Origin of the sequence: Bacillus sp. FSL E2-8868, assembly GCF_038005505.1 — a bacterium.
Classification (GTDB): Bacteria; Bacillota; Bacilli; order Bacillales; family Bacillaceae_G; genus Bacillus_A; species Bacillus_A mycoides.
This window is the reverse complement of record NZ_JBBOTI010000002.1, coordinates 1,556,458-1,582,853: the sequence shown is the minus strand read 5'-3', so window position 1 is coordinate 1,582,853 and position 26,396 is coordinate 1,556,458. Positions and strand designations below refer to the sequence as shown.

Sequence of the window (26,396 nt, the reverse complement as noted above, 5' to 3'; positions counted from 1 at the left end):
CTATGATAAGTAAGGAATTTATATATCGTGTTATTGGGGGATAAAAAGAGATGTTGAAAAAATTTACTACATGTATTTTAGGGGGCGCTTTAGTATTCAATTTATCTGGTTGCGGCAATACATCCGACAAAACTTCTTCAGAATCTAAAGAAACCAATTCTAAACAAGAAGAAAAGAAAGTGCAAACAACTGATGAGGCGAAACCGAAAGAGAATGCAAAGCAGAAAAATACAGAACAAACAAAAGAGAAATCAAAGGTAAAAGAAAAAGAGTATGCTGTAAACAAGGATTTTCATACACCTAAATTTGATGTAACTGTAAAAAGAGTTGTAGAAAGAGATAAGGTTGGTAAAGAAAGTATAGGAATCCAAGAACCTGAAAATGGACATGTCTTTATTGTTGTAGAAGTAGAAGGGAAAAACATCACAAACGAATCGATGAAATTAGCTGTTTTACCATCAGTGGATTTAGTGGATGAAAATGATAATGCTTATCAAAGTGATGTGTGGGCAACTAGTAGTTATGAGGTTGAAAAAGGCGAGACCTCTACTATTACTAAGGAATTAAAACCAGGGGAGGTAAAGAGACAAAATAAAGTTTACGTGATTAATAAAGAAAAATTTGATACAGGAAAATGGTATGTACTTGTTAACCATGAGTATAAGGAACAAATTAAATAGTGTTTATTTATTAAGAGGAGATGGCTCCTCTTTTTTTGTTACAAGTTAACACAAAATTTCGTTCTGAGGACACTATTAAATTTTTAAGTTGATGGAGATCATTATGAAAGAGTTAAACGCAGAAAAGTACTTGCACCAGATGTAGAGTATACATCACCATCAGGTCATACTTATAAAACTGATAGTGAGAGGCGAATTACCAGTGTAGAAGGAGAATTAAAAATAGGGGATGCAAAAAGAAATCCTTATGCACAACGAAAAGCTGGGCAAAATGGACCAAATGGAAGAAATGATAGATTAAAAGATGATGATGGGGGTCATTTAATCGCAAGTATGTTTGAGGGATCAGGTGATATTGATAATTTGGTGGCAATGAATTCACAAATAAATCGTTCTGGTGGTAAATGGTATAGTCTTGAACAGGAGTGGGCAAAAGCTTTAGCTGATGGTAAAACTGTGAAAGTAAAAATAGAACCTATATATTCGGATGATAGTATAAGACCTTCTCAATTTAAAATAGCTTATGAGATTAATGGAGAAATTAAAAAAATTAGGATGAAAAATCAATCTGGAGGATAAGTATGGAAACTAAAAAAATGGAAATAATTTATCAAGAAATAGGTACAAAAATAGATGAAATTATACCTGGGGAATGGAACGAGATTTATCTATATGCTGAATTATTAGAAGATTCAACAGAAGCGTATTTCTTCTTTACTTCCCCTAAAAAAGATGGATTTGTTTATTCGAATAATATCCCAAAAGTATATGATGTAGATGAGGGAATTTATGATGACTTATTATTCCAACTATACGACGCATTAGAGAAATTACGTGAAGAATTTAAGAAAAACGAACAAGAATTATGGACAAACTTAACATTAATTCTACATGATTCAGGAAAATTCAAAATAGAATATGATTATACAGATGTGCTATCGCCTGAACATAATCCTACAGAAAGGGAGATAATATGGAAATACAAATATCTTGGTATTACTCCCGATAATGAAAATGACAAGATTCGTTTAGCGAATTATCTTAAAAATATAGAAGATAAATAAAAATATTGATAATTGTGTGTTATGTTACCCTCTATGAATTATCATTCATAGAGGATTTTTTTATAAAATTTAATGGTTAAAAATGAATAATTCTCATACTTAATTATGAGAGGGAGTAGATAGGAACAGAATATAATCTCGTTTGGAGCAATGACGTTTAAGAGCCCACTTCATATCTTCGATTTGTTTTTTGCTACGGATGGATTGGACATCAATGAGATGTTGTTTTTTGTTCACGGATTTTTAATATCTTTATTTACAGTGTTTTGAATGTAAACTAATAATAAAAAGTTTGCTTTCATATTAGAAAAGGTTAGTCCCTCACCTCACTCCAGTTAAAAACCTCACACCCAAAAACAAAGGGGAACTCAATTGTTCAAGCTCATATAAAGTTTCAATCTTGTCTAAGCATCCATTAGGATATACAATTGATCATCTATTTTTCTTTACATAATCTCCAGATACAGTCCATATCAACTATAGATTCTTGTCTTATGCTAAATGTAATCAAAAAGCAAGTAGATAAAGATAATGACTAAAACATTAACTCTAGATACTTTTTTGATGAATATTACAAATAAACAGGAGGTAATGAAAAATGATTAAAACATTATTAGCAGGAGCACTTTTAAGTACAGGATTGGTAGCGGGAGGCGCAGTAGGTGCAGATGATGCGAAAATGGACAATTTAAAGTCAAATGAAAATAGTTCAAATCAAGTAATTACACAAAGTGCAGATGGAACAACATCTTTCTCACAAAACTTTGATTTACCTAAAGATGCAGTGCCAGCAACTCCTAAAGGAGACGCAAAAACTGTTGAAAGAACAGAAGGTACAGGTTCTCAAGAAGGAAAAATGGTGCCAACAAAAGAAGGTACAGATTCTCAACCTGGATTTGAAATGGGAGCCCCTGAAAAACCAGAACATGCAAAAACTGTTGAAAGAACAGAAGGTACAGACTCTCAAGAAGGAAAAATGGTACCAACAAAAGAAGGTACAGATTCTCAATCTGGATTTGAAATGGGAGCCCCTGAAAAACCAGAGCATGCAAAAACTGTTGAAAGAACAGAGGGCACAGACTCTCAAGAAGGAAAAATGGTACCAACAAAAGAAGGAAATTAAATACTATATAGTTATAACGAAGAGCATCCAAATGCAGTGCCCCCTGTCAAGTAGACAGTATTTAAAAAGCGCAACTAAGCAACCTGAGTTCTATATTTATATGGACTCAGGTTATTTAATTTCTTTTGAAATCTTTGATGATTATAAAAGTGCATATATTTACGCACGGCAAGTTTGACCTCATTCGCTTTACGGAAGGAGTATAAATGAAAACACTCTGCCTTAAAGTGACTGAAGAAGTTTTCCATACAAGCATTATCCCAACAGTTGCCTCTTCGAGACATACTTGCCTTCATCTGATATTTTTTAAGTAATTGATTATATTGACGAGATGTATACTGGGATCCTTGATCACTATGTAAGAGGATTCCCTTCACATTTCGTTTTTTCTTTGCCTTTTTAAGCGTATCTAACACAAGCTTTAAGTCGTTTCTACGACTGGTTTCATAGGCAACAATTTCATTATTGTATAAATCCTTAATAGCGGATAAGTACAAGCGCTGTCCATTGAAAATCAAATAGGTAATATCGGTTACCCATTTCTCATTCGGTTTTGAAGCCTGAAACTCCCTATTTAGATGGTTCTCTGAAATCACATAAGCTTCTTTTTTTCCGTAATAAGGTCGTTTTTTCCTAATTACGGCTTTGATACCTAGTTCACTCATCAATCTTTGGATGTGCTTATGGTTCAAATGAAGGTTATATGTGGCTTTCAGCCACACTTGTATTCTTCTATATCCATAAATTCCTCTTAATTTTTTATGACACTCCAATATCTTTTTCTTAATTTCGATATCCTCTGATTGTTTTTTAGAAGGCGTCGTATGCCGTTTTAGCCATTTGTAGTATCCACTTCTGGTTACACCAGCAATATCGCATAGAATGGTCACTGTATAACCTGTTTTTGTCATTTCATGGATGACTTCGAATTTTTTTATTTTGGATACGACTTTCATTCCTCCTTTTACATCCCTAAGAGCTTTTTTAACATTTCATTTTCCGCTTCTAATCGTCTGATCTTAGCTTCAGGATCTTCGGGTCTAACCCTTGGTCTACCTAAACCTGGTCCTTTCGCTTTACCGCGTTTTTCTTCTAGTCCTTTGATTCCTTCAGCTTCAAAGTGTTTCACCCAACGACTTACAACCGAGTGATGAATACCTAATTCTTTCGCAATGGTTTTATAGCTCATGCCTTCTTTTAAGTATAAATCTATAGCTTGTTTCTTAAATTCTACATCGTAAGTGACTCTAATTTTTCCCATGAAAAAATCCCCTCCATAGTAAACAGGTTAATGTGCTTTCTTTTTCCTGTCTACTATAAGGGGATCATATCAAAAAGGGGTGCTCTTTTTATATTGTAGGGATTAACTAGTTTTACTCAATATAGAACTATAGGAGGAATTGAGGCTAGAATAGGGGTTACTGTCTCTTCAAATCATGGTGTTGGAAGCACTAGTTTTGGTGGTAACGTTACAACATAAACATTTTATTAGAGATTTTTTAAATTTACATACACTCTAGATAGACTACATATCAACTTCAGATACTTGTTTTATGATACAAGTAATCAAACAAAAGGAGGGCAATACAAAATGATTACAACAGTATTAACAGGGCACTCTTTTAAGTACAGGAGATTATTAACAGGTGGAGAAAATGTTGAGGATGTACAGACAGATAAACATATTCCATATGAAAAAAATGAATTACAGCAAACTCTAGAAAAGTACGATTCGAAGAAATTTGAGTTATAAAAAGAAAATAGATAAATTGACAAGAGAAAAGCACTTTGTGTATATCACAGGTGCTTTTTATTTTCACTTTGATATAGGGCTTGAATTAAATTTTTACACTAAAATATATACGGCAAAAAGGGGGAAGTTCATTGCACAAAGTTATTTATGGAATATTAGTTTTAATTTATACTTTGTATTCATTTTTTGTAAGTGATGGAAGTGAAGTAAGGTTTATTATGGTGTTAACTATAGTACTTATCTTTTCTGTGGTTTTAGAAAAAGGAAATGCAAACAAAACGACTGATTAAAGGTCTTTTTGTTTGCATTTTTTAGTTGGCTATTAAAGTCCAGATGTTTTAGGGATAGCACCAAATCGCCATCAAGCTTAAAGAACGATTTATCCCCAAACAATAAAAATGAGCTTTTTATTACAAGTTAGCAGCAAATTTCGTTTTTGGGACACTATTAAATTTTTAGTTGATGAAAACACCCGCCTAAAATAGAAAACTTTTAACCTATTATCATTTATTCCGTAGCTTTTAAGGTATTTAACACGACCTTGGTTGCGTCTGCAATAAGTTTATCATCGTATTTAGCATCTTCTTTATCATGATTAGAAAGTATAGCAAGAACAATCGGCTTTTTATTTGGTGGCCAAATAATTGCGATATCATTTCTTGTTCCGTAAGATCCCGCGCCTGTTTTATCAGCTACTTCCCATCCTTTTGGTACGCCAGCGCGAATCAATTTATCTCCAGTTGTATTTCTCTTCATCCAATCTACTAATAGTTCACGTTTTTCTATTGGAAGTGCAGTTCCTAATGTAAATGATTGAAGTGTCTTAGCTATCGCTTGTGGTGTACTGGTATCATGTGTTTCTCCTGGATGCACTTCATTTAATTCAGGTTCAAATCGTTCTGAAGTAGTAACAGTATCTCCCATTTCTCTCAAGATTTTTTCAAATTCAGAGGGCCCCCCTAACTGTTTAAGAATTAAATTATGTGCTGTGCTGTCACTATATCGAACAGAAGCATCTGCAAGTTCTTTTAACGTCATTCCCGTATCAACATGCTTTTCAGTAATTGGATTATAATTAGAAAGATCTTCATGAGTATACGTAATCCTTTGATCAAGAGCTTCTAATGAGTTCTTACGTAAAAGAGCGCCCACAGCTAATGATTTAGATGTAGATGCAAATGCAAAACGATCATCTGAATGATAAGCAACAGTTTGATTCGTACCTGTGTCCAGTGCATAAATACCAAGCTTAGCATCATATCCTTTTTCAAGTTTAGCGAAAGATTGATTACCTGTATTTTCTTGTTTAATTTGATTAGCCTGATTCGTTTGTTTAGTTGGTTCAGATTGAGTGTTACTATTGGAACAGCCTATAAGTGATACACATGAAAGTAATACTACAGGCACAATCTTTTTGTAATGTAAAATGTTAAAGAACTTGTTTAAAACGAACATAAATTTTCAACCTCTTTCAAGAATATATGGATTTTGTCTAGGTATTCTAAATACCAATGCAATTAAAGATGGCATAGGGTAACAATACTACTGCAGCTAAAATTTCACAGGTTAAAGGACATCCAAAACGTTTATATGATTGATAAGTCACGGTTTGGGCTGTTTCTTTTTTGTTTCCACTTGTAATGGTTCACCTGTGAAAGTATTAAACTTGTAATACGTAACAGTAGTATTACGATGCATATTTTTCACTTTGTGGGATAATAAGTCCTTTCTTTTTTTTGTAATACATAAAAATAGATGGCAAACGGGATATGTTGTATCCAATCTGGACAACTAATATTAGAAATACACTTATTAGACACTCTAAGGGATAAATTTGTTCCACTTTAAGATGAGGAAGAATTTGGGGTTTGTAAAATAACGATGGAACTACGTGTTTTTTCGTCATACAAAAACCTCTACATATAAGTAGAGGTTTTTAAATTGTATATTAATGAATTATGCTTTTTTAGATAAAGCAAATCGAGTTCAGTTAAACGAAGAACATAGAATACATAATTTTAACTAGATTTATTATTAGCTAGTTTATCTCCACCATTAAGCTCCGCCTCAATCTGCGAAGTCTTCGATGACTCATCCATACGCCAATACGTAATAAAGCTTATTGCGATACATCCAGCTACGTAGAAGTAAAATAGTGATTCCATTCCAATACTCTTTAGCCATAATGCGATGAACTCGGCTGTTCCGCCAAATATCGCAACGGTTAGTGCATATGGTAAACCTACGCCAAGTGCGCGAATTTCGGTTGGGAAGAGTTCGGCTTTTACAATTGCGTTAATGGAAGTGTAACCAGTAACGATAATGAGGCCGACCATCATGAGTAAGAATGCTACGATTGGTTCTGTCGTTTTTTCCATAAAGAAGAAGATCGGCGCTGTTAGTAAAGTTCCGAGAATACCGAAAGCCATTAATAGTGGGCGTCGTCCGATTTTATCGGATAATAGCCCAGCAATTGGTTGAAGTACTACGAAAATAAGAAGTGCGACAAAATTAATCCAGCTTACAATTTCTTTCGGAAGACCGACTGTGTTTACCATGAATTTTTGTAAATATGTTGTGTACGTATAGAATGCAACAGTGCCTCCTAGTGTTAGGCCGACTACTGTTAATACTGCTTTCGGGTGTTTCATAAGAGCGCGAACGGTTCCTGCGCTTTCGCGGTTTTTCGATTCCATATTTGAGAACTGCTCTGATTCATCCATTGTACGTCGAAGCCATAATACAGCTACTGCTCCCATCGCACCAATAATGAATGGAATACGCCATCCCCAAGCTTTCATATCTGGTTCGCTTAGTAATTGCTGAAGAACAATTTGAACACCTAACGCAACCATCTGTCCAGCAACGAGCGTTACATATTGAAAACTTGAATAAAAACCACGGCGTCCACTACTAGCCATCTCAGATAAATATGTTGCGGAAGTTCCATACTCTCCGCCAAGTGATAACCCTTGAAGTAAACGAGCAAGAACTAAAATAATTGGCGCCATAATACCGATGCTTTCGTAACTAGGTGTACAGGCGATAATTAAAGAACCACCGGCCATAACTGTAATGGAAAGCGTTAATGCTGCCCGGCGACCGTGCCGATCTGCATAGCGTCCCATTAATAAACTTCCGATAGGGCGCATTAAAAATCCGACTGCGAAAATAGCTGCTGTGTTCAGTAATTGGCTCGTTGGATCGCCTTTAGGAAAGAACTCTGCTGAGAAGTAAACAGCGAAAGCAGAGTAAACGTACCAGTCGTACCATTCAATTAAATTGCCGACGGAACCTTTGAAGATATTGCCGGCGACTCGGTTAGATTTTGCTTGAGCCATAATAATTCCTCCTCTTGCTTATAAATAAAAAGTATATATGAAAGCGTGTTCAATGTAGTTGAATTGTACTGTCTTTGAATTAAAATCTCAATATTATGACAATTTTATTCTTTTTGTACTTTATGTACATGGGTATTTTAAATAGTTGATTCATTTTCAGTTTTGTCATAATAATAGAAAAAGGAGATTGATAGTTTTGAATATTTTATCAAAGGATATGAAGCATGAAGAAATCACGTAAAGTGTCATTACAAACGAAAATAGTAAGCTTAATTATTACGTTAATTTTATTTGTCGTTCTTCTGTTAGCAGGAATATTTGTTTACATTCAGTCCGTTGATACGAAGCGGCAAGTGGAGCAGTTAGCACTGCAAACGGCGAAGTCACTTTCTTTTATGCCAGCTATAAAAGATGCTTTTCAATATAACGAGCATAAAAGTACTATTCAATCCATTGCGGAACAAGTTCGCGAGCAAGCTGGTGCAGATTATGTAATTATAGAAGATCGCTATGGGGTTATGTATTCCCATTCTAATTCTGAGTTGATTGGAACAAAAAGTAACAATCCATATAACTATGAAGCACTCACTTTTGGTGGCTATTATACGCTCGAAGGAAAGGGAGTAAGTGGTCCGGCTTTAATGGCGAAAGCACCCATTATTGTTCATAACGGAGACTACGATCAAGTTGTAGGCGTTGTGACAGTAGAGTTTTTAATAAAAGGTATTGAATCTAACATACTGAGCAGAACGAAAGAAATCATACTCTTCTCCTTAGCTGTATTACTAGCTGGAATTGTTGGTGGCATTCTTTTAGCACGTAGCATTCGTAAAGATACACTCGGTTTAGAGCCGAATGAAATTGCAGCGTTATACCGGGAACGAAGCGCAATACTACTATCTATAAAAGAAGGAATTATCGCTATTGATCAAAATGGTTTTATTACAATGATGAACACGTCGGCAGAAGAGATGCTGCATGTAAGTGATGACTATATGCAGCAGCACATTTCAAAAGTTTTACCGGACTTTAATATGGAAAGAGTGCTAGAAAACGATCAAGAAATCGCGTTTCAAGATAAAGTGTTTATTTTAAACATGACACCGATACTTGAAAATAATAGTACAGTTGGAGTTGTATGTAGTTTTAGAGATAAAACAGAACTACAAAACTTAGTGAATACGATATCTGAGGTAAGAAAGTATTCCGAGGACTTACGTGCTCAAACACATGAATTTACAAATAAACTTTTCGTCTTATCAGGATTACTCCAGTTAGGACATTACAAAGAAGCGATTGAATTTATTCAACAAGAATCTAATATTCATCAAAGCCAAAACCATATTTTATTTCATCAAATTCACGATGCGAAAGTACAAGCTATTTTATTAGGAAAAATCGGAACAGCATCTGAGAAGAAAATTGATTTTCATATTGAAGGCGATAGTGCGCTTCAACCGTTACCAGACCATATAAAAGTTTCGCACCTTATTACGATCCTTGGAAACATTATTGATAATGCGTTTGAAGCGGTGAATGGGCAAGAGGAAAAGAATGTTTCCTTCTTTGTTACGGATATTGGACACGATATTGTGTTTGAAGTGATAGATAGTGGAGCAGGGATACCGGCAGAAAAAATCACGACCATTTTTCAAAAAGGGTTTTCAACGAAAGGAAATGATCGTGGTTACGGGCTAGCAAACGTGAAAGAAATGGTAGATCTACTACAAGGAACAATTGAAATTCAAAACGAGAAAAATGGGGGAGCTATTTTTACAATTTACCTTCCAAAAACATTGAGAGAAAGTACATGACAAACAGGGGGATGGGCATATGTTGAAGGTTGCAATTGCAGAAGATGATTTCCGCGTAGCGCAAATTCAAGAGGAGTTTTTATCAAAAATAAAGGACGTAAAAGTGATCGGAAAAGCATTGAACGCAAAAGAAACGATGGAACTACTACAAAAGGAAGAAATCGATTTACTTCTATTAGATAACTATTTACCAGACGGAATCGGAACAGACTTATTGCCGAAAATTCATGCTGACTTTCCAAACGTTGACGTCATTATGGTTACAGCGGCGAATGAAAACCATATGTTAGAAAAGGCAATTCGAAACGGCGTAAACAACTACCTTATAAAACCGGTCACGTTAGAAAAATTTGTCCGCACAATTGAAGACTATAAAAGAAAGAAGCAATTATTACATAGTAACAATGAAGTAAATCAAGCACTAATCGATAACTTCTTCGGTACTTCGCAAACACAAGACATAAAAAACTTACCGACAGGTGTGGATCCGTTAACATTGCAAAAAGTGAAAGGGATTATAAAAGGATTCGAAGAGGGAATTACAATAGAAGAAATGGGAGAACAAATGGGAGCCTCCAGAACAACCGCAAGAAGATATTTAGAATACTTAGTAGCGACAAATGAATGCACAGTAGAGTACACATATGGCATTATCGGACGACCAGAGCGAAAGTATCGAATAGGACGAGGATTATGAAAAAACGATTATTACTATGTATATGGATCATGACAGGAGTAATAGCTGGTTGTTCTGTAGAAAAAACGCACACGAATAAAGTGAACATAGAAGAAGTAGAAATCGTTGCGCCAAACGTTCAAGGAGCGGGATGGGACTTAACAGCACGAGCGATGCAAAAAACGCTGACAGAAGAAAAAATCTTCACAAAACCAATCACAGTCACAAACAAAGTTGGTGGCAGCGGTGATGTCGGATGGAAATATACGAAACAAAAAGGCGGACACGTACTGGCGATTAACTCAAGCTTACTCATAACGAACAACCTACTAGGCCACAGTAAACTAACATATAAAGACTTCACACCGCTCGCAACACTCGCATCAGATTGGGAAGTCGTTGTCGTATCAAAAGACTCAAATATAGAAAACGCAAACGAACTAATGGAACAACTAAAACAAGACAAGAAAAACTTCAAAATCGGCGTTGCCCCCGGCCTAGGAAACGACGATCACCTATCCTTCGTACAAGTAAGTAAAGCATTCGGCATAAACCCTGCCGAACTACAATTCTTCGTCTACGAAAACAAAGAAAAAATCATAAACGCCCTAACGAACAAACAAATAGGCGCCGCAACCATGACCCTATCCGAAGCCGAAAAACAATACAAAGCCGGCAAAATAAAAATACTAGCCGTATCCTCAGAAAAACGACTAGACCGACTACCGGACATTCCGACTTGGAAAGAACAAGGGATTGATGTTGTATTTCAGCACTGGAAAGGTATTATGGGACCGAAAGATATGACGGAGGAAGAGGTTGCTTATTGGGATAGTATTATTAAGAGGATGGTGGAGAGTGATAGTTGGAAGGGGGTTTTGAGGGAGAGGGGTTGGGAGGGTTTTTATAAGGATAGTGGGGAGAGTAGGAGTTTTTTTGAGGAGAGTTATGGGTGGTATGGGGGTATGGTGAAAAGGAATTAAGTATTATTTTATTTACCTATAGTGGGATGGAGTATAAATGGAAAATGAATGGACAAATAAAAAGGTGGAGAACTACTTTTAGGTTATATTTCATAAAAGTAGTTCTCCACCTTGTATATTTGCAACTCTCTTAAAAAGTTAATTTTGTTTTAACTTAGCTTGAGTATTACACTAGTAGTTATACATTAAGTGTCTCGAATAGTTCCAATTGCTGTGAGTTTAATCTATTGTTATTTATTTTTTCCATGTTGTTCAAGCTCCATTCAGCAATAGGACGTGCGATTACTCTCGCGAGTTCAACAGGTACAGCATTCCCAATTTGTTTATATATTTTGTCTAACTTTCCATTTTTACTAATGGATAAATTGTTGCCATCAGAAAATACAAACCAGTCAGGGAATGTTTGTATGCGTGCAATCTCTTTCACAGACAGTCTTCTATGAGATCCTTCATCGCCTGGTAATTCCCATTTATCCGTTCCGATCTTTTGCATAGGTTCGCCGCTAGGGTGTAAGGGAGCCTGTCTTCCAGAAGCTTGTATAGTAAAACTTTGTTCGTTCCACTGTTTTTTTCGATTTCGAGACAGATATATCGATGAAAAGCTTCCTTCATAGTAAGATCCAGGATTGGATTCTAAATCACCGATAGCGTCTTTTAACGTTATATAGGTTTTTTTATCTTTTCCAATACCATGTGTTGGCTCTGGGAATTTATATTCGAAATCAAGCCCTTTTCTTACGCCGACAATGAATACTCGTTCTCTAAGTTGTGGGACACCATAATCTCGTGAATTGACAAGCTGAAACTTAACATTGTAGCCAGCGGATTCGAAGTCTTGAATAATTTGTTTAATGACTTCACCTTTTCCTAGGGTTAACATGCCTTTAACATTCTCAGCAATAAAGAAAGCAGGTTTTGTTTGTAGCAGACATCGAATGAAATGGATATATAAAAAATTTCTTTCGTCATCAATTAGTCTTGGACCAGCTTCACTGAATCCTGGGCATGGAAAGCCACCTAATACGATATCGCATTTTGGGAAAGTTTTAATTTTACGAATATCTTTTTGATTCTGAATAACTGTTTGTGGGAAATTTAATCTATATGTTTGATTTGCTTCCTTAAACATATCAACAGAATAAATTGTATGAAATACACTTTGATGTCGGTTTTTATCAAAAGCTTCACGAGAGGATAATATGTTATTTGTTTTTATATTACCTATCGTCGCATCTAAGCCAGATAATTCAGCACCGAGATCTAGACCACCACAGCCTGAAAATAAACTTACAAGATTAAGCTTATTAGGGTTGAAATTTATATTTGCTTCCGTATCTTCTTCTGGTAATCCATGCGTATTTTCTTGCTCTTCTTGGATTTTCTCTATTAGTAAATTTTTTACTTGTTCAATATCATAATCTTTTAACGGACGGTATTTTGCCCTACCTCGTTCTTCGATTTTCATACAAGCACCTCCGATAATTACTTGTTTATTTTAACACTTTAAGCCGGAAAAGGCCAGTATGCAGATTATTATGTAATATTTCCGTAGGGCAGGGTGTAATATTCTATCAATGTTGTGAAATTTAGGAATGGATTTTATGAAATTGATAAAGAATATTTAATACTTGTTTGTATTTCAAAGGTGTATCCTATGGTAAAAATATTATGATCATATTTTTACCATAGAATGCCTTGGATATGTAAGTGTACTTTTAAGTCTTACTTATTTAGCGTTTTAATAATTTTTACCTACTTAATGTTTAATTGGTATTCGGAAGTTAATTTAACAGAAGACCATCCATAGTGTTGTCCTTTACTGAATTTCATGCGCAAGCTAATTGTTTCTTGGTCATTGCTCCATAATATGGTGTTTTGAATGGTAGTAGGCGTGTTGATTTTAACTTTTATCGCACTATTGATCTCTGAATGTTCTTTGCAAAGACTAACTCCCTCGTTGTAAATTGTAATAGCCATCATTGCTTTTCCTAATAAATTTCCAGTACCTGTTCGGAGTTGTTCTTGATTGGCTTTTTCTAATTGCTTTCCTAGTTCATAAGAAAGCTTTTCTAAACTATCTCTATGATTTAAACTTCCAGTGTTAAAGGTAGATTTCACCTCATTTACAATAGATTCCATACTTCCTACGTTAAAATATGTAGGACCTAAAATTGTCCCGATCCCAGGGTTTTTTGTAGTAATCTTGCTATTCTTTTTAGATAGAGCTTTTAGAGAAATATTTTCAACAATAATTTCATTGTTCACTTTTAAAATTAACTGAAGATCACCGGTATCAAGTCTATCACCGATATATGCATCTGGAATTAATTCGATGCTTTCTATAGTGTAATCGGTATGTTTTTGGCGTAACTTTTCTGTAATAGCCTGTACTATTGTTGAAGTTGAATCAAAGAGTTTTTTTAGTGTTTTTGGTTCTATAGCAGAATAATATGTATCCATTAAATCAGTACATTGAGTTGAATCTACTTGGATAATATCAGGAAACGCCTTTAAAAAATAATAGTATGAACAAGCTTCGTGACATTTCCCTATTGCATTACTAATATTTGACGTTTTGATATACTCATGGTTATTTAATAATTTTTCCATTTTTTTGATGGTATCGTTGTTGGTATCTCTTATATCTTGTTTTTCTGGGAACTCATGATAACTAGTCGCAAGTTTTATAGATGATTTAGGTTTGCTTTCGAATTTAAAACGTAAAGTTAGTGCTACTTCACCGAATTTAATACCTACTGAATCCTTTCCTATTTTATATAATTCAATATCTTTAAAAGTAGGGTGTGGTGGACAGAATTCTTCAACTTGAACGTCATCATCTTCTTTTCCATATCGCGTAATAATATTGACAGCATCAACCATAAAGAAGAAGTTAAATGCATGGGAAAAACCTATATTTGCTTGACTGTGAAACTTTTGAAGTAGAGAGAAACATGTTTCCCGTAAATTAAAGAGAAAGCGTCCTCTGTATTCATTAATGTCGTTTGTGAATTTTGGAAAATAGTCTTGAACCAGTTTTTTTAATTCCTTTTTATCCGTAATGTAATGTGTACCCTCATTGTGTTCAACTAATTCTTTTAAGAATTCTAAGTAGTATTTTTCAAATTTGTTATTAAAAATAATTTGCATGTCTTCGGATAAAAAGTATTTTGTTAAAAAGCTCTTTGCTCCAGGGTTTTTAGGCTGAATTTTCCCACCCTTTTTTATGTAGAATAAATTTATATAGGTGATCGATCCATCTTTTAAATATAGCGTAAGATCATTGGTACGATCCGGATGTGGATCATCGAACTTTGAAGTGACTGAATCAATGTTTGGATATAAACCTTGAATAAAAGTAACTGTTTCCTTTGTTGTCTGAGAATAATTATTGATAGATAAGGAGTTTAATGAGTCTAATAAAGCTTGTTGTACTGATTTTACGTGGTTGTCTCCGATAGTTTTTGGGATTGGCTTCTTTTTCATTGTACACATCCTTTTGGTTATGTGAGTGCTCTAGAATTACTTTTAAGTAGATAGGAACAAATAATGTAATTATACATTTTCGAAATGATAAATCGAAAATATATGGGTTACAGATATCTTAAATTGAAATTTATAATATATAATGTTATTAATATAAATATTTTACAAATAAAATTGCTATGAGTCTAGAATTTGAAGGATATAGGATTGTTTTTTCTATTGTTTAGTTTAGTAAATGAAGAAGAATTCTTTGGTTAGGATTTATTATAAGGAGAGAGATAGTATATGAACACCTGGATATTCCAAGGTAATCCGAAACGTTTTAATGTAGATGATTATGTATTAGGAAATGAAATAATTTGGTGGTCTATTAGGCAAGAGAGTTTAGTTAAGCATGTTCAAATAAACGATGAGGTATTTATTTGGCGTTCAGATGGGGGAAGTAAGGGAACTGGGGGTATTATAGCACGAGCGGTAGTAATTACGCTGCCGGAAATTTATAAAAATGATGGAGAACCCGCCGCTCATTTGTATGAAGAACTGGGTGATAAATTAAAACAAGCTGTTAAGCTTAAAGTACTAGAAGTGGATGTGAAAAAAGGTATAAATAGAATGGAGTTAATAAACCATACTAAGTTAAACGATTTAAAGATATTGCGATTAAAACAAAATACTAATTATCTTGTGGAAGAAAAACATAAGAGTTATTTAAAGCAAATGTGGTATAACAGATACCCTGTTAATAATGATGATATATCAACAAGGTTTCCTCTTATTGAATCGTTAGAGCAAGTTAAAGGGAATATGAAGCAATTCGAAAAAGATCTCACTGAGATGGAAGAACTAGAGAAAGAATTAAAGTCATTTCAACAGTGGTACTATTTACATAACGAAGGGCTTTTAGCACCGAGTAAATTTATTGGCTATCAAGAGATGAAAGGGCATATTTATGTTGATAAGCCTGCTATAGCTGGACTTGATGGAAGAGTCACCGAAAAAGAGTTAAGAAAGCTAGGTTTTGTTACAACTAATAATGAATTATTGAAACAATTTGTACATCAAAAGTTAAATGGTAGGACGAGAAAAGACTTTGCGGTAAATATTTTGGAATCAGAACGCGAACAGATTGAATTAAGTTTTTCTCAATCATTTATAGATAACGAGGGAAATAATGAAGATACTTATGTTTTACCTCCATTGGATTCAAGTAATAGAGTTAGAGAGTATAATCATTATTCAAATGAAATGAAAGACAGTGAAAACTTAAGGGAATTATATGAGAAGGTGAAATCTGATATTGAATCTCAAGAGGTAGAAGAGGGAGCTAGGCTTGAAGGAACAAAGGTTCCATATCACATGAATAAATATGAACGTAACAGTGAAAATAGAGTGAAAGCCATTGAGATACATGGCTTGAATTGCTGTGCTTGTGGTTTCAACTTTGAGGAAGTATATGGAGAACGAGGAGAAGGCTTTATAGAAATTCATCATATTAAACCATTGAGCATGCTTGAAGAAGCAGTTCTAATTGATCCAGAAAGAGATTTAGTTCCTTTGTGTGCAAACTGTCATCGAATGGTACATAGAAAAAAAGATGAAGTATTAACCATTGAAGAACTTAAAGTTCTATTAAACAAATAGTGTTTGATAGTATTGTAGTGATACTTATATTAATAAAATGATGTTTAAAGGAATATGTGAGGTGGTTAGTAGTCAACTATTTTTTCTTTGATAAGGAAATATAAAAATGGAAAGCCTAAAATTAATATGGTTGAGGTTAGGTCTAAAAGGGGCTTCCTTGAATCTAGAGATAGAATATAATTAAGATTAGCAGTTACATACATTAATGAGCTTTTTTAGGGGAATCCCTAGCGATTTGGAGGACATAATTATGATTAAAAATGGTATTAGTTCAGAACTATTAAATATTAAATCTTTTTTATCGGATGACTCGTATAAGTTTTTGATACCTGATTTTCAAAGGGATTTTGTATGGGGAAAAGAAGAAGTGCAACAACTATTAGAAGATCTCTCAGAAGATACCGATGGTTTTATGTTAAGTGAAGATGACTTAGAAGGATATTTATTGGGAAATATAGTTTTAATAAAACCAAGAGACACTGACCGTTATCTTGTAGTTGATGGACAACAACGTCTTACAACAACAACATTAATTTGTAAAGCATTAGAAGAGATCATTGGGAATAAAATAGCTACCCAAATGGCTACAACACAAAATATGAAAGAAATTTCAAAATGGCAGATGAAATTAAATGATATTGTCCAATCTTATGCGATTTTAGATAACGAGGATGAAATTAAGGATTGTAAATTAATACATGACCCGGCATTGAACTTCGGTAAAGTCTATAAAAATATACTTTATAACAAAGCATACGAAGTAGGATTAGAGTCAGACTCCAAAATTGAGGAAGTCTATACCACGGCTAAAGACTATCTAGAAGAGTTAAGTGATGAACAGTTTAAAAACTTTATTTCTTATTTTAAAAGTCGCATCTATTTTATTGTAACGGTATCAACTAGTTATAATAAAGCATTTCAACTATTCGAGGTTCTTAATGATAGAGGAAGAAGTTTAGAGCCACTAGATTTAGTGAAAAATTTATTTCTTAAAATTATATCTAAAGGTACAAATAAACAAGGTGACGTAGAGGAGTTTAATAATGACTGGAATGAATTTATTTCTAATCTTCAATTAAGCCCTAAAAAGAAAATATCTTCCTCAACTTTTTTGAAACATTATATTATTGGTAAGTATGCAGAAAATATAAAAAAAGATCGTGTATACGATTATTTTGAAAATAAAAATCTTAATAGTAATGAAATATTTAATTTAGTAAAGGATCTGAAATATGTTTCTAAAATATATTCTGAAATAGAAGAAGGAAAGTACGAATCTTTTTTAAATGATTATAATATGTTTATTATATTTAAACTTTTTAATATCAAGCAATTACATTCATTGTTAATTCCTTTTTATCAAGCAGATCAAAAAACGAAGGAACAAGTATTAGACCTTGGTGTAAGGCTTGGAGCTTCTGTTTTATTTACATTTACACAAATGAATTTTATTGAAAGTATTCTTCCAGCAATTTTACAAAAGTATTATTCAGGACTTGAACAAGGAAAGGAAATCGATATTGCTTATCAAGACCTTGGTGTCGAAGCGAAAAAAATCATTTTAAGTAAGTCGACAGATATTAAACAAATATTACCATTGAAACAACTTGAAAATGCAAATGGAGCTTTATCTAACAAGGCGTCTGTAATTTTAAAGTTTATTGAATTATATTTTCATAATAATAGTAAGGTAGTTATGACTCCAAAAAAACAAAGAATTACAGTTGAGCATATTTTATCAAGAGAGGTAAATTTTGATAAGGATATTTCTGATGCAGGTTTTCTTTCAGTAGAGGATTTTAAAAATCATAAAAACCTTATCGGAAATTTAACGCTATTGTTTAATAATGAAAACGCGAGTGCGGGAAATAAAAAATTTGAGGATAAGATTAAATTATATTCAGATCAAGATTTTATAGTCACTCAAAGCATTGCTAAGGATTTGCTTTCAACAACAAAGGGTGGGAGAAATACAAAGTTTGTTACTCTAGTAAATGAAAAGGAAACGAAGTATACTCCGAATAAAAAAGGACATTTTGATAAAGATGCGATTAAAGATCGCTCATCTAAAATTGCTGATCTAATTTATGATTTAGTAAATCAAAATATTAAGGTGCATGAGTTGCAATCGAGTCTCTAATAATAGAAAATTTTATGAGCTGCATCTCTAATTATTGGGGATGCAGCTTTTATGATTAATGTTAACGTGGAAATGAAAATAGATGTGTAATTTATGATTTGAATATTTTATCATGATTATCTGGAGTAGGTATTAAGTGGTATTTGATTGGTTTATCGATTTTCAAAGCAAATGATCTTTCAAAAAAGAGAAACAAAACGGAAGGAACCTACATGCCAACCTACAACAAACTAATCGGAAATAAAATCTCACAAATAATAAAAAACCCCCACAACAAGAATCCTAAACGAAGATGAATACATAGAGGAACTCTGCGAGAAAACCCAAGAAGGACTAACAGAATACCTCGAAGTAAAAACAAAAAACACAAACTCGAAGAATTATCCGATTTACTAGAACTAATCAACCCCCTAGCAGAACACGAAGGTGCAACGCTGGAATAAATTAATAGAATCCGTAAAAAGAAAACAGAAGAAAGAGGTGGCTTCTCAGGTCGAGTCTTTCTAATCGAAGAGTAACCGCTACTCTTCGAAAAATAGGGTTATGTGCGAATTTAAGAAAAATTAAACCACCTATCCCTTAAAGAATTTAGGGAACAGGTGGTTTAAGTATTTTGATAGGTGTCCCGTTTTCGGGGCTCACTTTAAAATAATATAGTTTTTTACTATTACACAGGCATTAGGCATTAATGGAAGAATCGACACTACTAAATACTCTATTAATTTCCATTATGCGCACTTTTTTATAACTTATTTTTATTCTCTTCCATCTAGTATACGGTGTTCCTCTTTTTTGTCGTTGCTTGCTTTTATCTCATTTCTCTCAGCATAGTATAGCTTCCCATCTTTAAAAGAGGCATCTACGAAATACCAAGCACTTTCAAAATGGTATTGGATTACTTCTACATAATTACCTGATCTATCTTTAATATATTCTATGCTCGCACCCTTTGCATTTCTGTTTAATTTTAGTGTTACTTCTTCTGGATTCATTCCGACTTTTAATGCATCAAAGGCTCCGTCGTTGAATCCACCTCTATCACAAAATCTATTTTGTGAGGTACAAGTACCATAACGCTCAATCTTTACTTTTGTGCCTTCCTTTTTATCTCTTTCTTCCTTTTTATCTCTTTCTTCCTTTTTATCTCTTTCTTCCTTTTATCATTCTTAAGCTCCTAGCTCCCCCTAAGTGTCATATCTTACATGGGGTATTTAGCGCACTTGATACTTAGCATGGCTTAGATTGCTTAAGCAACGGCTTGGACAGATTAATATCACAAAAATAAAAAAGTTAATGTTATATTAATCTGTCCCCTTTGTAAAGACATTAAAAAAGTTAGGTAGCAGTAAGAAGGTGATTTTTGAAGGATTAGGGAACAGTAACATCAAAATAACACTAGACACTTATTTGCATGCATTACTAATAATGCAAGAAGATGCAGTTGATAAAATAAAAGAGATTTTGTAGGAAATGTGACCATTTGTGACCACAAAATTATGTCCTTAACTGTTTTGTAATGGTAAAGTAAAAAGTATTTTGATTCATTATTATTCGTCCAATGTATAAGAAAGTTAAACATGCATTGGACATTTTTTATTAGAGGGTTTGTTAGATGAATACTTGTTCATAATCGCTGTTCCTTTAATAAAAAGTTTAGCTTTATCCATAAATTTTTTATTAATTTTAAAATGCTGGTATATTTTGGTGGTGAATAGCAAACATTACAATTATAAAGGTCGAAATCAAATAGAGTTGAAAGGTAATGTTCTAAGCATATTCGGCCATATGTTTTTAGAAAATTATCTTTTTCACAACAAAGGAGAAGATTGTATGAATCAAGACAAGATAGAAATACAACATATAAACTATTTACGCTCTACTCTTAATTTGCGATTATCAATGATAGATGACTGGACTCCACAACAAAATGTCATTGAGATTGTAGGAGATGTAATAGAAGCGTATTGTATGCTGATTGGCAAAAAAAAATCTATTTTTATCCAGGAATTTCCGTTTATAGAGCGAGAGTTATTAGAGAATGTACATCAAAATACATTTTTAACTATTCAACAAGAGGGAGAACTTCTTACAAAAGATGATGAAAAAACAATTCAAACAAAAAGAAAAAAAATGAGTGAGTTGAAAGCTAATTTAAAATGGAATAACTGGGATGCATATAAAGAACATCTTCTAAAAACTAAGGAAGATATGACGATGGAAGTAGTTGAAGATATAGATAGAGAAACAGACAATATTGTAATGAATATACCAGTCCCAAAAGAAGAAAAAGAGTTTTTTATTAAGGGGTTGGTAGTAGGAAATGTACAATCAGGAAAAACGTTAAATTACTCAGGAGTTATAAATAAAGTAATTGATATTGGATATGACATAATAATTGTTTTATCAGGAGTTCCTGCTAGTTTACGTAATCAAACACAAAGAAGAATGGAGATGGACGTAGTAGGGGTTGATAGTTTAACGGGTCATACTATTGGTATTGGTAATTGCTTTTCTAAGCCGAGTAATATCGAAATGTACACAAAACAAGACATTATCAAAGAGCAATGGGAATTTGATAATGATAATGCATTAGAAAATAAATTTCGAGAAGTAGGGGGAGATTTTAATTTAATACGGGTATCCCATTTGCCGGTTTATCGAGGGAACAAACAAATAGTAATTGTATCAAAAAAACATAGTCATGTATTAAGTGCTATTAAAAGATGGTTAGAAACCCTACCGCTAATTAATCAAGAAACTGGAAAACTCGAAAAACTTTCACTATTGCTTCTAAATGATGAGTCAGATAATGCTACTATTAATAGTCATAAAAATAAAGGAGAAAGAAGCTCTATTAATGGGCTAGTACGTGACATTTTAGGTCTATTCAATAAACGAGTGGTATGTGGATATACAGCTACACCATTTGCAGATATATATTCAGATTCAAAGCAAAAAGATGATTTATTCCCTAGTGATTTTATGTATTTATTAAAATCACCGCCAACTTACATGGGACCTTTTGAGTTTTTTGGTGTCAATTATAAAGGTGAGAGTGTACCGAGAATGCCGCTGGTTCGTCATACAAAAAAACTAGATTCTTCTCAATTTGTAGAAGGGGATACTCTTTACAATTGGGACTATAAAGTGAATGGTGTAAACCCTTCTTTAGTGGAGGCAATTAATTCTTTTATTTTGTCTGGTGCTATAAGAATTTTGAGAGGACAGGGTGAAAAGCACCATTCAATGATGGTGCATATCAGCACAAGAGTCAGTTCGCACGGTGTAGTAACACAGGCTATTCAAAATTACATTCATAAAATAAAAGAATCACAAACTCCGCAGTTTTGGAAAATTATTGAGGAATTGTGGAACGATGATTATGTAGTAACATCTGAAAAGATGGAAAACTTGGATACGGCTCTTTTTAAAACCAAGGTCAAATATGATATGAATTTTACTTTTTCTGATATTATGGCAGCAGTCAAACAATTCATTGCTGAGTTGCAAGAAGTACGAAAAATTAATGGGGAAAGTGATGATAAACTAGATTTCCATAGGGCGGAGAACGCTTTGAAAATTATCTGTGTGGGAGGAGCTATCTTAGGTAGAGGGTATACTATTGAGGGGTTGAGTTGTTCCTACTTTGCAAGAAATTCATTACATTACGACACTATGCTCCAGTGTGGACGTTTTTACGGTTATCGAAAAGGATATCGAGATCTAGTGAGAGTATATACAACACAAGAAATTGATAATGACTTGCAAGAATCAGCAAAAGCTCTTTTTTCATTATCTAATCAATTAGAAGCTATGGCTAAGGAGAAAAGTACACCTGAACAGTTTGGGTTATATATAGATACATGTAAGAAAAAATTATACAAACCCACTGCTAAAAATCGTCAAAAAGCTGCATACACTGTTAATTCTAATTATTCAGGAAAATCAAAGGATGTTGCCGCTTTTTTGGCAGATGATGAAATTACTGAGCAGAATCGAAAAGTAACAAATCAATTTATTGAACTCCTAGGAGAACCTACTAATGTTGAGCAAACGAGTTGGCATGCTATTGATACACAATTAGTCATAGATTTTTTAATGAAATATAAGTATAGTCACCATGCTCGTTTTTGTGAGCCAACTCTTCTTCAAAAGTATCTTCTAGAAATAATGAATGAATATGGAAGTACACTGAAGTTTGATGTAGCAATTCCTAAATTATCTAGGGGAGGAGAAGATGGGAATATTGGTGGGTATCCAACCAAAACAGCTAAACGTTCGTGTGAAGTTATTCAAACGGGAGAAGAACTTCACTATATTCTTTCACAGGGACGTGCACTTACAGGACGGCATTTAAAATTAGGTTTGACAGATATTGAGAAAACAAAATTAGAAAAAAAGTATCCGATATTAGGTAATGAGATACATACGGATGAAGAGGTTAGAGAATTTAGAGGAAACAGAGGACAATTAATACTTTATTCTTTCTGTATTGAGCCTATCAATAAACAGTTAAATAAATACGGTAAGTATATTACTGAATCACCGATTGGGTTTCACTTTAACCTACCGTATTGTCAGGAATATGGGGAGCGAGAATCCCTTGTTAATGAAATTTATTATCTTAATCAAGTACTAGGTGGGAATGTAGTATGACAGTAGTTGTATTCTGCTGATTGCTGTAAATGTATGCAATTTAAATCTAAAAGGAGTGGTTATATGGAACGCTTGTTAAAAAAAATGTTAGATGTCGAGAGTAAATTACCTCCAACAGAAACTATTATTTCAAGAAAATTACAGTCGAAGTACCATCATTTTTACTTATATTATCATCGATTAAAAAAAGAAATTTATTTCGCTGTAGAACTGCAAAATGCGAATAATTTAAAGGGAAATCTACCGAACTGTAAAGGGTTTAGTTTGGATTGGGGAACGATCCCTTTTACAGAAGGATCAAAACTATCACTTGTTTTATCGTGTGTCTGTGTAAAAAATGATGATTTATTTTTGCGAGTAGCTGATGATTTGCTTCATTATTTGCAACATATAAATGATGAGCAGAAGATGATAGTTTATGCTATAAATCGGATTAACTTATGGCAAGAATTTTTTAAAAATCATGGGGATAAAGCACTTTCTCCTGAAAAACAAAAGGGTCTTTATGGAGAACTAAGAGCCATTGAATTAGCTCAAGAGAAGCTCTCTTTAGACGAGATTATTGTAGGGTGGCAAGGGCCCTTCAAAGAATCCCAAGATTTTCATTTTCCTTCCTGTCATATGGATTCCAAAGTAACAACGAGAAAAGATCCAGTTACTATTAGAATTAATGGATTGGAACAATTAACTCCGCCAACTAACAAAAATCTTTTTTTGCATGTGGTCACAGTTAAGTCTTCAGAGGTGAGCGGTGAGAGTGTAATTGACATGATTGAACGGATAGAAGCAAAGTTGAAAACTGAACCTGAAATTCTTGGAAGGTTTCATGATAAATTATTAGCATACGGTTATCCGCTTGGTGGATTTGAGAATCCTATTTATTTTGAAATAAAGAATGAGTGGTTTTACCATGTAACGGATGGTTTTCCTCGTTTAACGAAAGCAGATGGAATTACGAATGTTGAGTTTGATTTATTATTGCCATCAGTGGAAATACATAAAGTTTCTTTTGAAGAGGTTAAAAAATTTATGTGGTCAATAGATGAGGAAAGAGTAGATATAGAAGCAATATAAGTGAGAATAATGGTGAGCCTACTTAGAAAAAGGTGGGGTTTATTCAACTTATTCTAGATTTTTTTACAATAGTTAATAATATGCAAACAATAAAAGGTATTCCTAAAGGAGTATCTTTTATTGCTAATAAATCAAATATTATTCGATCCATTTATGAATGGTATTGTTATTAAGGGGAATTATGCTAAAATACCCTAGTAATTAAATTAGGGGGGATTTAGATGGCAAACGTCGATTTGAATCAGTTGCAACAAACAGTATCTGGGATACAAAGTAATATAAATAAAATTTTGGATAGAGATAATGAGGTTACAGCATTATATAATGTTATCTCATGGATTGTTGGCATTTTTGGAGGGATTTTTACCTTACTTAGTATTATTAGTGCCATTGCAATCGTTTATGTTCAATCTGCCAATAAAAAAGTAAAAGAGAAGATGAAAGAGGCCACTCAAAAATTAGAAGAAGCAGAAAAGAAAATTGAGCAGGCACAGCACGTGCATGTAATATCAGAAGGGAATTTACAACAGTTAAAAATAGAACAAGAAAAAATAAAACAAATATTAGATTCAAAGGAACTGAACGATGCAATGAAAGAAGTTGACACGATCAGTGATATAGCAAAAGTACTTCAAGTTCAGGTTTCTTCTAACGCGTATCTAAGTGAAGCAATTCGTACATTGAGTGATGCAATTAGTCTTTATCAAGAAAAAACAGGTGATACACAAACGATAAAAGATGAAATTGTTCAAGCGTATGTAATTCATGATTCGCTATCATCAAGGATTAAAGAGTGCAGAACCGATATTGACGAGTTAGTATTTTATGATAATTCATCAGTTCACTATGTGATACCGAATAATGTCAAAAAATTAAATAGAGATGTTAAAAAATTTATGGAGAAAGCGGAGGGGTTTTACAGACAATATAGGATTGAAGAGCATGTTACCCAATAGCAATTAGAGTATAGGTGTTTAGTTAATATTTTTGTTTTTTTAATCGTACAAAAGGTATTTTTGAAATGTTATTGTACATATATTAATTTAGTAGAGAAGTTCCATATTCTAATTTTAAACATACTAAAAAGACTTTGTTGTTTAGGCAAAGTCTTATTTAGTATGTTTTTATAATGTGTTTTATTGGCTTAAGTTTCAGCATGTCGTTTCGTATAATTGTAGTCAAAGGATCCAAATTCTTCTTCATTCTAGCTAATAGCTGTTTTTATCTATATTTAAAAAGATAAATCAATTGAGAAAATGCTTTTTACAGATCTTAATAGATTAACTTTTGAACGTCATAAATAACTATCTAGAACTAGTTTTTATTATATGTGGCGCATGAAACGTAATCTATTAAAAAAGTTGACTAGTAAATTATCAATATTTTATCAGAGGGGGGGAATAGTCTGGCATAAGGCTGTCCGTATATACTTGTGTAATAAAAGAAAAGGTTCTCCAACCCCCTATACTATTGTCTGATGTCGTTAAGAGGCCCTGCTCAGATCCTTCAGATACCATAGAATGCTCGTTACGATATTATATTAGTTTGATATTTGTCGAGATGCAGAATCTATATATGAGTCTTATAAGAGATGAGAGGTGCATATGGCCATATGCATGTAAAATTATAGTTTTATTCAAAAAAAGTTTCGGGAATATTAAAAAAACTTAATTAGATATGTGCCAAAAGAATTTGAGGGTAAAGAAATGGATTTAGTTAGATTACTAATACAAATAAGGAACTATATAGCGCATACAGATTATGAAAGTTTAGAGAAGAAGGTTAAAAGTATATAGAACAATTTATGATTGAATATAATTTTGATTATTACGAATACAGCTGGAATAATTGGGGTTTTTTAAATATGAGTTGTGTTTTAAGTGAAGTTGTTGCTAAGATTATTGATTCATATTTGAAGAATAAGTAATTATTGCTGGGTATGCGTAACAGAGTGTTGGAAGTTGA

The 26,396-nt window shown here is 33.3% G+C and carries 20 protein-coding genes and 3 pseudogenes; 15 read left to right on the top strand and 8 right to left on the bottom strand.

Annotated features, from left to right (window positions below):
- Nucleotides 1–50 precede the first annotated feature (50 nt).
- The 3 genes and pseudogenes from NSS74_RS19095 (at nucleotide 51) to NSS74_RS19085 (ending at nucleotide 1,744) form a co-directional block, all read left to right on the top strand.
- The gene (locus NSS74_RS19095) at nucleotides 51–680 is read left to right on the top strand and encodes a DUF4352 domain-containing protein (protein WP_002188507.1); all 630 of its coding nucleotides are present in this window, start codon (nucleotides 51–53) and stop codon (nucleotides 678–680) included.
- Nucleotides 681–830: 150 nt separating this feature from the next.
- Nucleotides 831–1,259 (top strand): annotated as a pseudogene (locus tag NSS74_RS19090) (DNA/RNA non-specific endonuclease); the annotation flags it as partial.
- A 2-nt stretch (nucleotides 1,260–1,261) separates the two neighbouring features.
- Nucleotides 1,262–1,744, top strand: a complete 483-nt coding sequence (locus NSS74_RS19085) for an antitoxin YezG family protein (RefSeq protein ID WP_340814088.1) — start codon at nucleotides 1,262–1,264, stop codon at nucleotides 1,742–1,744.
- A 120-nt stretch (nucleotides 1,745–1,864) separates the two neighbouring features.
- Here NSS74_RS19085 and NSS74_RS19080 read toward each other — a convergent pair.
- Nucleotides 1,865–1,981: pseudogene (locus tag NSS74_RS19080) on the bottom strand (tyrosine-type recombinase/integrase); the annotation flags it as partial.
- A 361-nt stretch (nucleotides 1,982–2,342) separates the two neighbouring features.
- Here NSS74_RS19080 and NSS74_RS19075 point away from each other — a divergent pair.
- Complete coding sequence (locus NSS74_RS19075; RefSeq protein WP_061689535.1) at nucleotides 2,343–2,867, top strand: hypothetical protein; 525 nt, start codon at nucleotides 2,343–2,345, stop codon at nucleotides 2,865–2,867.
- 74 nt (nucleotides 2,868–2,941) lie between these two features.
- Here NSS74_RS19075 and NSS74_RS19070 read toward each other — a convergent pair whose 3' ends face one another.
- Nucleotides 2,942–3,823: an IS3 family transposase gene (locus NSS74_RS19070; protein WP_002140633.1), complete on the bottom strand. Its 882-nt coding sequence runs from the start codon at nucleotides 3,821–3,823 to the stop codon at nucleotides 2,942–2,944.
- Between the two features lie 8 nt (nucleotides 3,824–3,831).
- Complete coding sequence (locus NSS74_RS19065) at nucleotides 3,832–4,128, bottom strand: transposase (protein WP_002135468.1); 297 nt, start codon at nucleotides 4,126–4,128, stop codon at nucleotides 3,832–3,834.
- 330 nt (nucleotides 4,129–4,458) lie between these two features.
- Here NSS74_RS19065 and NSS74_RS19060 point away from each other — a divergent pair, with 330 nt between their 5' ends.
- Nucleotides 4,459–4,620 (top strand): hypothetical protein, encoded by a 162-nt coding sequence (locus NSS74_RS19060; RefSeq protein ID WP_215584597.1) that lies wholly within the window; start codon nucleotides 4,459–4,461, stop codon nucleotides 4,618–4,620.
- 131 nt (nucleotides 4,621–4,751) lie between these two features.
- The gene (locus NSS74_RS19055; RefSeq protein WP_240380624.1) at nucleotides 4,752–4,910 is read left to right on the top strand and encodes a hypothetical protein; all 159 of its coding nucleotides are present in this window, start codon (nucleotides 4,752–4,754) and stop codon (nucleotides 4,908–4,910) included.
- 217 nt (nucleotides 4,911–5,127) lie between these two features.
- Here NSS74_RS19055 and blaIII read toward each other — a convergent pair whose 3' ends face one another.
- The gene (blaIII, locus tag NSS74_RS19050) at nucleotides 5,128–6,075 is read right to left on the bottom strand and encodes a class A beta-lactamase BlaIII (protein WP_340814086.1); all 948 of its coding nucleotides are present in this window, start codon (nucleotides 6,073–6,075) and stop codon (nucleotides 5,128–5,130) included.
- 563 nt (nucleotides 6,076–6,638) lie between these two features.
- A complete protein-coding gene (locus NSS74_RS19045) occupies nucleotides 6,639–7,961 on the bottom strand; it encodes an MFS transporter (protein ID WP_002064028.1) in 1,323 nt (440 codons plus the stop codon).
- Between the two features lie 224 nt (nucleotides 7,962–8,185).
- Between NSS74_RS19045 and NSS74_RS19040 the strand changes: the two genes are divergently transcribed.
- The 3 genes from NSS74_RS19040 to NSS74_RS19030 are packed head-to-tail and all read left to right on the top strand — an operon-like array spanning nucleotide 8,186 to nucleotide 11,434.
- Nucleotides 8,186–9,775 carry a sensor histidine kinase gene (locus NSS74_RS19040; RefSeq protein ID WP_340814085.1) on the top strand — a complete coding sequence of 530 codons (1,590 nt, stop codon included), beginning with the start codon at nucleotides 8,186–8,188 and terminating at the stop codon, nucleotides 9,773–9,775.
- 19 nt (nucleotides 9,776–9,794) lie between these two features.
- A complete protein-coding gene (locus NSS74_RS19035) occupies nucleotides 9,795–10,472 on the top strand; it encodes a response regulator (protein WP_340814083.1) in 678 nt (225 codons plus the stop codon).
- The gene (locus NSS74_RS19030) at nucleotides 10,469–11,434 is read left to right on the top strand and encodes a tripartite tricarboxylate transporter substrate binding protein (protein ID WP_340814237.1); all 966 of its coding nucleotides are present in this window, start codon (nucleotides 10,469–10,471) and stop codon (nucleotides 11,432–11,434) included. The genes NSS74_RS19035 and NSS74_RS19030 overlap by 4 nt, the downstream gene beginning before the upstream one ends.
- Before the next feature lie 178 nt (nucleotides 11,435–11,612).
- On the opposite strand, the gene NSS74_RS19025 is transcribed toward NSS74_RS19030, so the two are convergent.
- Together NSS74_RS19025 and NSS74_RS19020 are read right to left on the bottom strand one after the other, a co-directional pair.
- On the bottom strand, nucleotides 11,613–12,899 hold the full coding sequence (locus tag NSS74_RS19025; protein ID WP_340814082.1) for a DNA cytosine methyltransferase: 1,287 nt from the start codon (nucleotides 12,897–12,899) through the stop codon (nucleotides 11,613–11,615).
- 287 nt (nucleotides 12,900–13,186) lie between these two features.
- Nucleotides 13,187–14,920 (bottom strand): hypothetical protein, encoded by a 1,734-nt coding sequence (locus NSS74_RS19020; RefSeq protein ID WP_340814081.1) that lies wholly within the window; start codon nucleotides 14,918–14,920, stop codon nucleotides 13,187–13,189.
- Nucleotides 14,921–15,205: 285 nt separating this feature from the next.
- Between NSS74_RS19020 and NSS74_RS19015 the strand changes: the two genes are divergently transcribed.
- The 3 genes and pseudogenes from NSS74_RS19015 (at nucleotide 15,206) to NSS74_RS19005 (ending at nucleotide 19,219) form a co-directional block, all read left to right on the top strand.
- Nucleotides 15,206–16,561: an EVE domain-containing protein gene (locus tag NSS74_RS19015; protein WP_340814079.1), complete on the top strand. Its 1,356-nt coding sequence runs from the start codon at nucleotides 15,206–15,208 to the stop codon at nucleotides 16,559–16,561.
- Nucleotides 16,562–16,811: 250 nt separating this feature from the next.
- Nucleotides 16,812–18,701, top strand: coding sequence for a DUF262 domain-containing protein (locus NSS74_RS19010; RefSeq protein ID WP_340814078.1), 1,890 nt, complete (start codon nucleotides 16,812–16,814; stop codon nucleotides 18,699–18,701).
- A gap of 212 nt (nucleotides 18,702–18,913) precedes the next feature.
- A pseudogene (locus tag NSS74_RS19005) lies at nucleotides 18,914–19,219 on the top strand (nucleoside triphosphate pyrophosphohydrolase).
- 237 nt (nucleotides 19,220–19,456) lie between these two features.
- Here the strand turns inward: NSS74_RS19005 and NSS74_RS19000 are convergent.
- On the bottom strand, nucleotides 19,457–19,693 hold the full coding sequence (locus NSS74_RS19000; RefSeq protein ID WP_340814077.1) for a hypothetical protein: 237 nt from the start codon (nucleotides 19,691–19,693) through the stop codon (nucleotides 19,457–19,459).
- Between the two features lie 838 nt (nucleotides 19,694–20,531).
- Between NSS74_RS19000 and NSS74_RS18995 the strand changes: the two genes are divergently transcribed.
- The 3 genes from NSS74_RS18995 (at nucleotide 20,532) to NSS74_RS18985 (ending at nucleotide 25,387) form a co-directional block, all read left to right on the top strand.
- A complete protein-coding gene (locus NSS74_RS18995) occupies nucleotides 20,532–23,357 on the top strand; it encodes a Z1 domain-containing protein (RefSeq protein ID WP_340814076.1) in 2,826 nt (941 codons plus the stop codon).
- Nucleotides 23,358–23,420: 63 nt separating this feature from the next.
- A complete protein-coding gene (locus tag NSS74_RS18990) occupies nucleotides 23,421–24,431 on the top strand; it encodes a PD-(D/E)XK motif protein (RefSeq protein WP_340814075.1) in 1,011 nt (336 codons plus the stop codon).
- 221 nt (nucleotides 24,432–24,652) lie between these two features.
- Nucleotides 24,653–25,387, top strand: a complete 735-nt coding sequence (locus NSS74_RS18985; RefSeq protein ID WP_340814074.1) for a hypothetical protein — start codon at nucleotides 24,653–24,655, stop codon at nucleotides 25,385–25,387.
- Nucleotides 25,388–26,396: the final 1,009 nt, after the last annotated feature.